This is a genomic window from Ensifer sp. EB106-05-01-XG146, from assembly GCF_058791875.1.
Genome location: NZ_JBYTDX010000002.1, coordinates 960,300 through 972,668, shown reverse-complemented (window position 1 = coordinate 972,668; position 12,369 = coordinate 960,300). Strand labels below are relative to the sequence as shown.

Below are 12,369 nucleotides of genomic sequence, written 5' to 3'. Positions count from 1 at the left end.
TCGGTTGTCTCACGCATGGCGCCAGAGAAGCAGGCGCTCCGTTGCGACATGGCGGCGAACAGTTTCGAAGAAGCCCCGCAGCATGTAGCCGATCGCATCCCAGCTGAGCGATGGCCTGTTGTCGAGAACCGCCTTCAGCACACGTACCAGCTCGACGGCTGCCCGATCGTCCTGGTCATGCTCGGCGCGCAGCCGTGCGATCAAGGCGTAACGGCCGTCGTCTGCCCGCTGAATTTCGACTGCTGGAAACAGGATCATTTCCTCCAGCGCGTGGACGCGCCGGAGCTTTTCCGGCAGCTCCGTCAGGATCACGCGGCAGCTCGTCAGGTCGATGCGGGCCGGGATGGAATCGGCCAGCGTCTCGAGGCTATCACACAGGGATAAAAGCTCGCGGTAAGCCTGCCCCAGCTCGTGATGTTCTGAAAATTGCTGCTGCATCGATCTGCTCCGTTGAGTGTTGGTTCGAACTACACCCGACGGCAATGATCCTCTTTGACATTTCTCAAAGTCTGCAGATCAGCGATCGAGAAACAGAACGATGGCGATCGCAACGGAGGAGAGGATCGCCGACAGCGCCGCGCCGCGCTGAAGCACGCCCATGCGATAGAGCACGAGGGCGAAGACGATGATGATGGGGGTGGCGACGGAAAGGCCGATCTGTGCGTCTGTCATCGGAAGGCTCCTTTGTTGTCAGCCAATAGCCCCGCCCCCTGCCGGCTTCTTTGCTCAATCGCAAAGACAGGGTGCGCGCTCGCGCCTAGCTCGAACGATGTTTTTTGAACGGAGGCGCTGACATGGATGCCCGCAGTCATCCGATTGCCGCAACGGTGGAAGAGGATACGACGGACGCCTTGCTGCTCTGGGTGCTCGTCTGGAGTGAACTTGCCGCGTTCGGTATTCTGCTTGTCGGCTTCCTGATTGTGGGTCTTCTCCAGCCGGACGCGTTTGCCGCCGCCCGCTCGCATCTCGATCCGCTGCTTGCCGGTATCAACACGCTTGTTCTTTTGACAAGCGGCTGGCAGGCGGCCTTGGCGACGAGGCCGAGTGCATCGCTTAAGCAGCGTCGGCGGGCGCTGGTGAATGCAGCACTTTTCGGCTTCGCCTTCGTGGGGATCAAGCTCTTCGAATATAGCGCCGAGGCCGGCGTTGCCGGCGATCCTCAGTTCGGCTCCTTCTTCGAGCTCTATTTTCTCGTCACGGGCTTCCATCTGCTGCACGTCGTCTTCGGTGCCTTCGTGCTCATCATCGTTGCCTGGCGACCGAAACCCGGCAATGTCGAGCTGATCACCACGCTCTGGCACGTGATCGATCTGGTCTGGATCGTGATGTTCCCGCTCGTCTATCTCGTGTGAGTGCCATGACCGATCGCAATCCCAGACAATTGTTCAAGACCTGGCTGCTGCTTGCCGTAGCCGTGATGTCGGGCATGGCGCTGATGGCGGTCGCCGGGCCGGCCACCCTCGTCATCGTCGTGTTGCTCGGGCTCGCCATCGTCAAAAGCCGGTTCGTCGCGCTCGATTTCATGGGGCTCCGGCAGGCGCCGTCGGCCCTTCGTCTTGGCCTTTTGATCTGGCCCGCAGCACTCGTCCTCGTCGCTGCAGCGAAGCTGGTCCTGAGCACTGCTTTCATCAGCTGAGGCTAGCCGCGGACTTGTTTGCCGAAACGCAAAGAAGCCGCCGCCGATTTCCCTAGACATGAGGTCGCCCCGATTGTTGCCGGCTGCGCCGCACGGGGAGGGGATCAGATCAGCCGGCCGCACTCTCAGCGGCCAACTGAAATCGAAAGGACCACGTGATGGCAGAACGCCTCACCAAAACCGGGGCCCGTAACGTCTTTTACGGCGGGTCCTTCTTTTTCTTCGCAATCTTCGTCGGGCTGACCGCCCACAGCCACTATTACATGCGGACGACTTCGACGGATGAAACGACGCTGACCGATGCGGTCGCCCGCGGCAAACACGTCTGGGAAAAGAACTCCTGTATCAACTGCCACACGCTTCTCGGCGAGGGCGCCTATTTCGCGCCTGAGCTCGGCAACGTCTGGAAGCGATTCGGCGGCGAGGCCGATCCGGATGGCGCCCGCGATACGCTTAAGGCCTGGATGGCTGCCCAGCCGACCGGCATCGAGGGACGGCGGCAGATGCCGCAGTTCAATCTCACCGAACAGGAACTCAAAGACCTCGCTGACTTCCTCGAATGGACGAGCCGCATCAAGACCCAGAACTGGCCGCCGAACGAGGCAGGTTAAGCGAACCGAGTGGAGTGTGACACCATGAAATACCAAACCCAAAAGGTCGCGATGCTCTATTTCTACGGAGCGCTTGGCCTGTTTCTCGCCCAGGTGCTGTTCGGCGTGCTTGCCGGCACCATCTACGTCCTGCCCAACACGCTCTCCGAGCTGCTGCCCTTCAACATCGTGCGCATGGTCCACACCAACGCGCTGATCGTCTGGCTGCTCATGGGCTTCATGGGCGCGACCTACTACCTGCTGCCGGAAGAGGCAGAAACCGAGCTCTACAGCACGAAGATCGCCATCGCGCAGTTCTGGATCTTCCTGATCGCCGCTGCCATTGCCGTCGTCGGCTACCTCATGCACATCCACGAGGGGCGTGAGTTCCTCGAGCAGCCCTTCGCGATCAAGGTCGGTATCGTCATCGTCGCGCTGATGTTCCTCTACAACATCACGCTGACGGTGTTGAAAGGCCGCAAGACGACCGTCACCAACATCCTGATCTTCGGGCTTTGGGGTGTCGCGATCTTCTTCCTCTTCGCTTTCTACAATCCGATCAACCTGGCGCTCGACAAGATGTACTGGTGGTACGTCGTCCATCTCTGGGTCGAAGGCGTCTGGGAACTGATCATGGCATCGGTGCTCGCCTTCCTGATGATCAAGCTCAACGGCATCGACCGCGAGGTCGTCGAAAAATGGCTCTATGTCATCGTCGGCCTGGCGCTCTTCTCCGGCATCCTCGGCACGGGCCACCACTACTACTGGATCGGCGCGCCGGGCTACTGGCAGTGGATCGGTTCGCTGTTCTCGACGCTGGAAGTGGCCCCCTTCTTCACCATGGTGGTCTTCACCTTCGTGATGACCTGGAAGGCCGGCCGCAAGCATCCGAACCGCGCAGCCCTCCTCTGGTCGATCGGCTGCTCGGTCATGGCCTTCTTCGGCGCTGGTGTCTGGGGCTTCCTGCACACGCTGTCTTCGGTGAACTACTATACCCACGGCACCCAGGTGACCGCGGCCCATGGACATCTCGCCTTCTTCGGCGCCTACGTGATGCTGAACCTCGCGGTCATGGCCTATGCCATCCCGGAGATCCGCGGCCGTGCGCCGTATAACCAGTGGCTGTCGATGGTGAGCTTCTGGATCATGTGCACCGCCATGTCGGTCATGACCTTCGCGCTGACCTTTGCCGGTGTTCTCCAGGCGCATCTGCAGCGCGTGCTCGGCGAAAGCTACATGGACGTCCAGGACCAGCTGGCGCTGTTCTACTGGATCCGCCTCGGTTCCGGTGCCGTCGTCCTGATCTCGGCGCTGATGTTCATCTGGGCCGTTCTGGTGCCCGGACGCGAGCGTAGCGAGAAGCTCGCCGGTGTCGTCCAACCCGCTGAATAACTGCCCAGCCGGCGCGGCTCGCCGCGCCGGCATCTCCCCAAAAATTCCCAGCATGGAGACTTGCCATGAGCCCTGTCCAATCTGCCGTCAGTCGCGCGGCGCTCGATATCCCCGCCTACAGCCCCTCCGGCAATGAATGCGCGCTGTTCGAAAGCGCCTGGGTGCGCCAGCTGCCGCTGCTTCTGAAGGGACCGACAGGATGCGGCAAGACCCGCTTCGTCAGCCACATGGCGGCGAAGCTCGGCCTGCCGCTTTCGACCGTTTCCTGCCATGACGATCTGGCCGCCGCCGACCTTACCGGTCGCTATCTGCTCAAGGGTGGCGACACCGTCTGGGTCGACGGCCCCCTGACCCGGGCCGTGCGCAACGGCGGCGTCTGCTATCTCGACGAGATCGTGGAAGCCCGCAAGGACGTGGCCGTCGTCCTGCATCCACTGACCGACGACCGCCGCATGTTACCGCTTGAACGGACCGGCGAACTGCTCGAAGCACCGTCGAGCTTCATGCTGATCGTGTCCTACAATCCCGGCTACCAGAACCTTTTGAAGAGCCTGAAGCCGAGCACCCGTCAGCGCTTCGTGGCGATCGAGTTCGATTTCCTGCCGCGCAACGCCGAGATTTCAGTCGTTTCGCAAGAGAGCGGACTGCTGGAGAGCCAGGTGGCGCCGCTCGTCAACCTCGCGCAGCGCCTGCGCGCTCTGAAAGGGCATGATCTCGAAGAAGGCGTGTCGACCCGGCTGCTCGTCTATTGCGCCTCGCTGATTGATGCCGGAATGCCGGTGAAGGATGCGGTGCGGGCCGCGATGATCGAGCCTCTGACCGACGAACCGGATGTGCGCTCAGCACTTCTCGAAGTGGCCGGTTCTCTGATCGCCTGAGGTGAGCCATGCTTGATTTCCTCGAGCTCGAAGAAACCGTCGGACGAGCCTGGCACCGTTTCGTCGGCAACACCAGAACCTGGCGGCGTTATCCGGAGGAGGCGGTGAAGCTCGCCGACATGCTGCCGGTGCTCGGCGTTTGCTTTCGCGGACATGGCGGCGAGCCAGCGGTGCAGATCGTGCCCGCCCGCGGGCGCACGTCGACCCATCGCTTGCGGTGGCGGCAGCGCATGGGACTTGGCGAAGAGAAGCTCGTCCAGCCGGCGCGTGACCACGCGTCCTTGATGCTGCCGGGCGAGATCGACATTTTTCCGACGAAAGACCTGAACCAGGATCTCTATCACTGGCTCGTCGCCTATATGGCGACGATGCCGGTCGACCCCGTCAGCGAGACCGATCCGCTCCGTCGTGACCTGGCGCTGATATCGCGCGCGCTGGAAACGGTCGAGGACGTCTTCCAGCGGTTCCCAGGCCTTAGGCGGCGCTATCGGCGTCTGGCCGAGGCGACCCTTGCCGAGCGGAACCGGGGCGCTCTGCCGTCGATCGAGCAGCATCTGGAAAACCGCATCCTGCGGCTGTTGCGCAGGGCCACAGGCGAGGCAGATACGACGCTGCCGGTGATCTTCCCGCATCGTGCGCCGCCCGGCTACCTGCCGATGCTGCCGATGCCGCTATGGCCGGACACGCTGTTGCGGGCCGAAACCACGACCGTGCGCGACGAAGATGTGGCCGCGACAGCGGGCACGCAGAGTGAGGGTGTCGAGGTTGAGCGCCACGTGGCGGTGCGCGAAAACCCGGAGAACCGCAAGGGCGAACGCAGCCCGTTCATCCTCAATCGCTTCGAGAAGATCCTGGCCATGGCCGAGATGGTCAACGTCGACCGTCCCGGCGACGACAGCGACGACCACGACAGCAAGGCTGCCGAGGAACTGGACGACATGACACTCGGCGAGCGCAAGGGACGGCCCTCGGCGCGATTCCGCTTCGATCTCGATCTGCCGCCGGAAGCCGTCGATCCGACGCCGCTGACGGCCGAGCTGACCTATCCCGAATGGAACTACCGGACCGGGCATTACCTCAAGGACCATTGCCGCGTGCTGGCAATGCCGGCTTCCGCCCAGGAAGAGCGGAGCGAACTGACCGAGGAAAGCCGGAGCTTGATCCGCCGGGTGCGGCGCCAGTTCGAAGTGCTGCGCCCGCGGCACGAGATGCTGCGTGCACAACTTGACGGCGCCGATCTCGATCTCGACGCGGTCGTGCGTGCCCGCACCGATCTCGCCGCCGGCGGCCAGGGCAGCGACCGCATCCATCTGATGAGTCGGCCGCAGGTGCACGACCTGGCGGTGACGATCCTCGTCGACGTGTCGCTGTCGACCGATTCCTGGTCAGACAACCGGCGGGTGCTCGACGTGGAAAAAGAAGCTTTGCTCATCCTTGCGCACGGGCTGTCGGCCTGCGGCGACAACCACTCGATCCTTACCTTCACCTCAAGGCGGCGTGACTGGGTGCGGGTGGAAACCGTGAAGGCCTTCAACGAGGCTATGGGGCCGCTGGTCGAAGCGCGCATTGCCGCACTGAAGCCCGGCTACTATACCCGCATCGGTGCTGCGATCCGGCATGCCTCGGCCGAGCTTCGTCGGCAGCCGAACCGCAAGAAGCTCTTGCTTGTTCTGACCGATGGCAAGCCCAACGATATCGATCACTACGAGGGGCGTTTTGCGCTCGAGGATAGCCGTCGCGCGGTCACGGAGGCACGGCGCAGCGGCATAAACACCTTCGCTGTCACGGTCGACCGGGAGGCGAAGTCCTACGTGCCCGCCATGTTCGGCCAGAACGGCTATTCCGTAGTCGGCAACATCTCGCGGCTGCCGGCGGCACTGCCGGCGATCTACCGCAATCTGGTGGGGTAGGGCGGTCCCCAAGTCGAGAGAGAAGCAAGAGGCCCGGCAACCGCCGGGCCTCTTTGATTCAACGGAAGCCGTTTGCCAGCCGCGCGTGCGCCGTTTCGCGGCCATTCGGGACGGATTTGCCGATCCGCTCGCGGCTATTCTCGGGGGGAAGAGGCTGGGTCTCGATGCTCGGAAAAGCCGGGCATGACGTGTTGGATGGGCAGTTTTGCCAAAGTGTATCGCTGAGCTGCCGGCGATAAGCTTGGAAACGGCTCGTTTTCAGGGAGCGCAGTTGCCCCAAACTTCGTCATCGTCGCCCTTGAGGCGAGGATCCAAGGCGCATCCGAACGTATTTCGTGGCACAAAACAACGAAGTGCTCGGGTCGAGCCCGAGCATGACGGAAGAGACGGACGGCGCTTTGCCGGCGTGACTGCGCCGGGAACGCGCGGCAATAGCCAAACCTTCCCGGCGATCAGCGCACTCAAGCCGCCTTGCTGTGCACCCTCTGGGACTCGTCGATATAGGCATCGAAGGCCGCCGCCACCGCGCGGATGACGAAGCGGTGCTCGGGACGCACCGTGATGACGCCATCAGCAATATCGATCACGCTATCCTTTCGCAGTTCGGCCAGTTTGCTATTGCCGTCGACGAACGATTGCCAGTCCCGGCCATGCGCTGCGGCGATTGCGGACATATCCGTGCTGAAGTCGCACATCAGCCGTTCGATGATCGCGGCGCGCAAACGGTCCTCGTCGGTCAGTCGGTAGCCCTTGGTGGTTGCGAGCCGTCCCGATGCGATGCGGCTTGCATAGACGCCGGGGGGGACCTCGTTCTGGACATAACCGTAGTGCGAGCGGCCGATTGCCGAAGCGCCGAAACCGATCAGCGTTTCGCAAGTGTCGGTCGTATAGCCCTGGAAGTTGCGGCGGAGTTGCCCGGCCTCCTGGGCGGTGACGAGATCGTCGTCAGGAAGCGCAAAATGATCGAGGCCGATCTGGCGGTAGCCAGCTTCGACCAGCGCTTCGCTGATCGCCATCGCCTGTTCGGCGCGGGCGGCACTGTCGGGCAGCGCGTTCTCGTCGATCATGCGCTGGTGCTTCTTGAAGCTCGGCACATGGGCGTAACCGAAAACCGCGAACCGTTCCGGCCGCATCGCGACGGCCGCTTCGACCGTCTCGACGCAGGAGCGCACCGTCTGATGCGGCAGGCCGTAGATCAGGTCGAAATTGATGCCACCGATGCCCGCGCCGCGCAGATGGTCGACGGCTTCGGCCGTCTGCTTCTCGCTCTGGATGCGGTTGATCGCCTTCTGCACGACGGGATCGAAGCTCTGCACGCCGAGGCTGGCACGCCTAACGCCGCCTTCGCCGAGTGCCTCGGCCATGGCAAGCGTCAGCCGGCGCGGATCGATCTCGACGGCGACATTGGCCGATGGTGACAGCGCGAAGCGCTCGCCCATCAACGTCATCAGCGCAAGGAATTCACGTGGCTCGATGATCGTCGGCGTGCCACCGCCAAAATGTACCTCCGAGACCGGAAGCGGCCGGCCAATGGTATCGGCGACCATGCGGATCTCGTCTCGGAGCACATCGAGATAGTCGAGGATCGGATCGTCCTTCTTGGTGATCGTCGTGTGGCAGCCGCAGTACCAGCACATGGAACGACAGAAGGGGATGTGCAGGTAGAGCGACACGTTCTGCCCCTCGGGGATCGCCTTCAGCCAGTCGCCGTAGGTGCGATCGTCGACATCAGCGGCAAAGCGCGGTGCGGTCGGGTAACTCGTGTAGCGCGGCAGGCGCATTTCACCGTATTTCAGGAGCGCGGAAGCTAACATTTCGTCCTCATCTGGGTGGCGATGGATACAGCTTTTCTAGGCCGCGCTGGCAGGCACCTCTTTGCGAAAAGTCAAGGACGGGGTTGGTCGAGGCCAAAGCGAGATTTGTTTGCGCTTCGACAAAATGTCGCGGCGGCGCTGTCGCTAGGTTGCGGAAATCCGGGGCGTGTGCGCCGGCGTTTCCCGGATCATCATCAAACCACGGCGCTCAGAAGCGGACAACCATGACCATTGCAGAGACCGACAAGCCCCTTATCGATGTGCGGACGATCCCGCCGGTAGAACGCCATCCGAAAATCTTCGGCATGTTGAACGCGCTTGCCGAGGGTGGCGCCTTCATCATCGTTAACGACCACGATCCGCGTCCACTGCACTACCAGCTGGAAACCCGCTATCCGGGCGAATTCACCTGGGAATACCTCGAGCAGGGGCCGGAGGTATGGCGAGTCGAGATCGGTCGGCAACAGTCCTCCGGCTGTGACTGCTGCTGCGGCGGGCACTGAGCCCCTGGTGTCCTTCAAGAGCGGGGTGAGAAAAAGCGAGCGTCATTTTCCGCTCTCATCCCGCTCCCACTTACGAGAATCGATCACGCTTGTTCGGCTCGACCAGAGCCATCGTGATCCAAGGGTTGAACCACCATGTTCGCAGCCACGCTATCCCGCTGGACCATGTCCTATTTCGCGGCCGCGCTGATTTTCCTCGTCCTTGGCGAGACCATGATGGTTCTCGGCTTTGGTTATCCGGTCTTAGCCCTTGAGGCGCCTGAAACGCTGGCGCTCGTCCATATTGTCGCTCTCGGTTGGCTAAGCCTGCTGATGACCGGCGCATTGCTGCAATTCGTACCTGTTCTCGTCGGCCAGCCGCTGTCCTTGCCGAGCGTCGCCCTGCCGGCGCTCCTGATACTTATTGGCGGCATCACCACCCTGACCCTCGGCTTCGTCGGTCTTTCCGGTGCGATCGATGTTCCCGTGACGCTGCTTCCTCTTGGCGCCGCTTTCTCGATTGTTGGCTTTTCGGTGCTGGGCTTTTCCTTCGCGGTCACGCTTTGGCATGCACGCCCCCTGCCACTACCGGCCCGCTTCGTCGCGGTCGGCCTTGCCGCTCTCTTCGGCACGATGCTGCTCGGCGGCGTCTATGCTGGCGTGCTCTCGGGCCTGATCGACGCGGCGGGCGCGATCGACCTCACCGTCGATGGTCTCTCGCTTCATGCCTCCCTCGGCCTCTGCGGCTGGTTGAGCTTCACCACCATGGGCGTCAGCTATCGACTTTTGACCATGTTCATGCTGTCGCCAGACAAAGAGCGGACAAGCAGCCGTGTTGTCTTCATGCTTGGTGCCTTTTGCCTCAGCGTTCTGGCGGCCGCAGTGCCCATCATTCTCGTGGGCACCGTTGGTCGCTCGCCGCTTTTCCTCCTTGCCGTCGGTTCCGGCGCGGCCGTTGTCGCGATCTATGTCGGCGATATCCTGCGTATCTATCGGGAGCGCCGGCGCAAGGCGATCGAACTCAACAGCCGCGCCAGCATCGGCGCCTTCGTGTCACTGGTCGCCGCGGCTATACTCTTCGTCGCGCTGCTCTCGGCCGGCCGCCTTGATGAGGCTATCGGCGCCGTTATTTATCTCGCCACCTTTGGATGGCTGACGGGCATGGGGCTCGCCCAGCTCTACAAGATCGTGCCGTTCATGACCTGGCTCGAATGTTACGGGCCGGCGCTTGGGCGCATGCCGACCCCGAGGGTCCAGGACCTCGTCAGCGAAACGTCCGCCCTTCGCTGGTTCCGGCTCTTTTATCTGACGGTCGCGGTTGGCTCGCTCGCCCTCCTGATCGGCAGCGCGCCTATTTTTCGTTTTGCAAGCCTCGGCCAGTTGATTGCCGTCAATGCGCTCATCCTGGAGTTCGTGCGAACACGGCGACTGATCAACGTTCCGGCCGAACTTCGATTGCCTGATGGACTTGTTCGACCAGGCCTGTTTCTGCCATCTTTTCCTCACGGAGGTTCCCATGAGCCAAGATCCTTATGAACTCGACGTCCGACCGCACTTGCGCGGCGGCAGCGACCCGTTCCAGGCCATCATGAATGCAGTCGACAGCCTGGCGCCGGGCCAGGCGCTGAAGCTGATCGCGACCTTCCGGCCCGTTCCGCTCTTCAGCGTCATGGCGGGTCGCGGCTTCACCCATCAGGACCGCCCGCTCGACAATGGCGACTGGGAGGTTCTGTTTACGCCCGAAGGCGAGGTCGAGGGGATCAGGCTTTCGGTCAGCGAAACGGATCTCGACGCCTGGCCCGACCCGAGCCGCCAGCTCGACCTGACGGAGCTCGATCCGCCGGAGCCTATGGTGCGCATTCTGGCAGCGGCCGAGAAGATGGCCGAAGGCGAGGTTCTGTTCGCCTTGCTCGCGCGCGAACCGCTGTTCCTTTATCCGGAGCTCGCCAAGCGCGGCCACAAATGGGCCGGCAATTTCGATGCGACCGGCGAGACCTACCGGATCCTCATCTGCATCGGTGGGAGGCGCTCCCATGTCGGCGCCTGAAACCCTGGACCTCGAGGCGAGGATCCGCGATGCCTTGCGCATCATCATCGACCCCGAAATGGGCAAGAACGTCGTCGATCTCGGCCTGATCTATGACATCGACGTTCAGGAGGGCGGCATTGCCCGTGTCACCATGACGACGACGATCAAGGGCTGCCCGGCGACTGCCTTCCTCAAGGAAGCGGTGCAGAACTGCGTCTGGTATGTGCCGGGTGTCGAATATGCCGAGGTCCGGCTGACGTACGAGCCGCCGTGGACGCCTGACATGATCGCCGACGGCGCGTTGGAACTTGGCCACGGCAGCATCTTCTAGGACCAGCCTTCTAGAAAAGAAAAGGCGCCGCATCTGCGGCGCCTTTTGCGTTGGGTATCGACGTCCGGTCAGGGTGAGGCGCGCGGCGCGCGGCGCTCGCGCACCAGCATCGGTCCGTATTCGAGCGTGAACAGCACAAAGGCCGCGATCCACAATGCACCAGAGAGCGCGATCAGGTGATGATAATGCTCCGGCAGCACCTCGGCCAGCGGCCGGATTAGCGCGGCGCCCGCGATCGCGACATAGGAGGCGCTGGTGAGTGCCGATCCCACCAGCGGCCGCCCGGTATGGCCGCGAGTGGCGCGCGTCATCACGGCGAGCATCATGAAGGCGATCACGCCGACGGTCAGCACATGCATGACCGGGTAGTCGCTGAGGAGCTCGATCGCGCCGGCCGATATGGCCAGGAAGCCGAGCGGCACGAAGGCGTAAGCCGCGTGCAGAACGAAGAGCAGCTTCTCCGGCCAGGTCGGTGATCCGTGCCAGCGCAGCAACCGTACCGTATGAAAGGCGCACGCGATCACCGCAATCGCTGCGGTGACGATGTGAACGGGCGCGAAGGTCCAGGCACCGAGCGCTGCAACGCCAATCAGGATCGCCGCGGTGTCGAACCTGTTGTAGGGCACGGGGAAATCGGTGCGGCCAACTTTGTTCAGCCAGTTGCGAGTGAAGCTCGGCACGATGCGTCCGCCGACGATCATGATCAGCATGGTGTAGGCCCCGATCGCCAGCCGCGCTGCGGCGTCGACATCGAGATTGCCGAGGACCGAGAGGTGGAACCAGATATTGGCGGCCGACAAAATTATGAGCCCGCCGATCACCTTGAGGTCCTTCCACTTGCGACCGACGATCACCTCGCGCGCGCAGATCAGCAACAGCACCGGCAGAAACAGCGCCTCGACAGCGGCTGCGACGGGTAGGCCGATGATACCACTCGACAGGAGAGCAACCCGACCAATGACCCAGAGTCCGAAGAGGGCAGCGAGCGGTCGGCCGGAAACCGGCAGCCTTCCCGTCCAGTTCGGGATCGCCGTCAACAGAAAGCCGCCGAGAACGGCGGAGGAAAAGCCAAACAGCATCTCATGCGCGTGCCAATGGGCGGCACCGTAGTCGCCGGCTAGGTCTAGTCCGAGAATCAGTGCGGCGATCCACAGCGCCATGGCGCCGATCGCCCAGAGGGCGGCTGCGAGGAAGAACGGCCGAAAGCCATAGGAGAAGAGCACCGGGCCGGTGGTCGAGAGTCCGCGCGGAATGCCGCCGCTCGGTTTCGGTCTTATCAATCTGTCCAACATGGTCGTGTTCCTCGT

The 12,369-nt window shown here is 62.7% G+C and carries 14 protein-coding genes; 10 read left to right on the top strand and 4 right to left on the bottom strand.

The window, feature by feature from the left end; genetic code table 11:
• Positions 1-9: 9 nt before the first annotated feature.
• Positions 10-438 (bottom strand): hemerythrin domain-containing protein, encoded by a 429-nt coding sequence (locus tag AC3WVQ_RS24575; protein ID WP_492383087.1) that lies wholly within the window; start codon positions 436-438, stop codon positions 10-12.
• Positions 439-516: 78 nt separating this feature from the next.
• Positions 517-672 (bottom strand): hypothetical protein, encoded by a 156-nt coding sequence (locus AC3WVQ_RS24570; RefSeq protein WP_492383086.1) that lies wholly within the window; start codon positions 670-672, stop codon positions 517-519.
• Between the two features lie 122 nt (positions 673-794).
• Here AC3WVQ_RS24570 and AC3WVQ_RS24565 point away from each other — a divergent pair, with 122 nt between their 5' ends.
• The 6 genes from AC3WVQ_RS24565 (at position 795) to AC3WVQ_RS24540 (ending at position 6,406) form a co-directional block, all read left to right on the top strand.
• Complete coding sequence (locus AC3WVQ_RS24565; protein ID WP_089044839.1) at positions 795-1,352, top strand: cytochrome c oxidase subunit 3; 558 nt, start codon at positions 795-797, stop codon at positions 1,350-1,352.
• A gap of 5 nt (positions 1,353-1,357) precedes the next feature.
• Positions 1,358-1,636: a cytochrome C oxidase subunit IV family protein gene (locus AC3WVQ_RS24560; RefSeq protein ID WP_034790601.1), complete on the top strand. Its 279-nt coding sequence runs from the start codon at positions 1,358-1,360 to the stop codon at positions 1,634-1,636.
• A gap of 158 nt (positions 1,637-1,794) precedes the next feature.
• The gene (locus AC3WVQ_RS24555) at positions 1,795-2,247 is read left to right on the top strand and encodes a c-type cytochrome (protein ID WP_492383085.1); all 453 of its coding nucleotides are present in this window, start codon (positions 1,795-1,797) and stop codon (positions 2,245-2,247) included.
• Positions 2,248-2,271: 24 nt separating this feature from the next.
• Entirely contained in the window at positions 2,272-3,618 is a 1,347-nt protein-coding gene (locus AC3WVQ_RS24550) for a nitric-oxide reductase large subunit (RefSeq protein ID WP_034790597.1), read from the top strand.
• 65 nt (positions 3,619-3,683) lie between these two features.
• Entirely contained in the window at positions 3,684-4,496 is an 813-nt protein-coding gene (locus AC3WVQ_RS24545; protein ID WP_060521135.1) for a CbbQ/NirQ/NorQ/GpvN family protein, read from the top strand.
• An 8-nt stretch (positions 4,497-4,504) separates the two neighbouring features.
• Positions 4,505-6,406, top strand: a complete 1,902-nt coding sequence (locus tag AC3WVQ_RS24540) for a nitric oxide reductase activation protein NorD (protein WP_492383084.1) — start codon at positions 4,505-4,507, stop codon at positions 6,404-6,406.
• A gap of 461 nt (positions 6,407-6,867) precedes the next feature.
• Here AC3WVQ_RS24540 and hemN read toward each other — a convergent pair whose 3' ends face one another.
• Positions 6,868-8,220, bottom strand: a complete 1,353-nt coding sequence (gene hemN / locus AC3WVQ_RS24535) for an oxygen-independent coproporphyrinogen III oxidase (RefSeq protein ID WP_492383083.1) — start codon at positions 8,218-8,220, stop codon at positions 6,868-6,870.
• 224 nt (positions 8,221-8,444) lie between these two features.
• Between hemN and AC3WVQ_RS24530 the strand changes: the two genes are divergently transcribed.
• From AC3WVQ_RS24530 to AC3WVQ_RS24515, 4 genes are all read left to right on the top strand, one after another.
• Entirely contained in the window at positions 8,445-8,723 is a 279-nt protein-coding gene (locus AC3WVQ_RS24530; RefSeq protein ID WP_192339585.1) for a DUF2249 domain-containing protein, read from the top strand.
• Positions 8,724-8,858: 135 nt separating this feature from the next.
• Positions 8,859-10,238 (top strand): hypothetical protein, encoded by a 1,380-nt coding sequence (locus AC3WVQ_RS24525; RefSeq protein ID WP_492383082.1) that lies wholly within the window; start codon positions 8,859-8,861, stop codon positions 10,236-10,238.
• On the top strand, positions 10,219-10,749 hold the full coding sequence (locus AC3WVQ_RS24520; RefSeq protein WP_492383081.1) for a DUF2249 domain-containing protein: 531 nt from the start codon (positions 10,219-10,221) through the stop codon (positions 10,747-10,749). The genes AC3WVQ_RS24525 and AC3WVQ_RS24520 overlap by 20 nt, the downstream gene beginning before the upstream one ends.
• A complete protein-coding gene (locus AC3WVQ_RS24515; protein ID WP_034790566.1) occupies positions 10,736-11,062 on the top strand; it encodes a metal-sulfur cluster assembly factor in 327 nt (108 codons plus the stop codon). The genes AC3WVQ_RS24520 and AC3WVQ_RS24515 overlap by 14 nt, the downstream gene beginning before the upstream one ends.
• Before the next feature lie 68 nt (positions 11,063-11,130).
• On the opposite strand, the gene AC3WVQ_RS24510 is transcribed toward AC3WVQ_RS24515, so the two are convergent.
• Positions 11,131-12,354: an NnrS family protein gene (locus tag AC3WVQ_RS24510; RefSeq protein WP_060521139.1), complete on the bottom strand. Its 1,224-nt coding sequence runs from the start codon at positions 12,352-12,354 to the stop codon at positions 11,131-11,133.
• Positions 12,355-12,369: the final 15 nt, after the last annotated feature.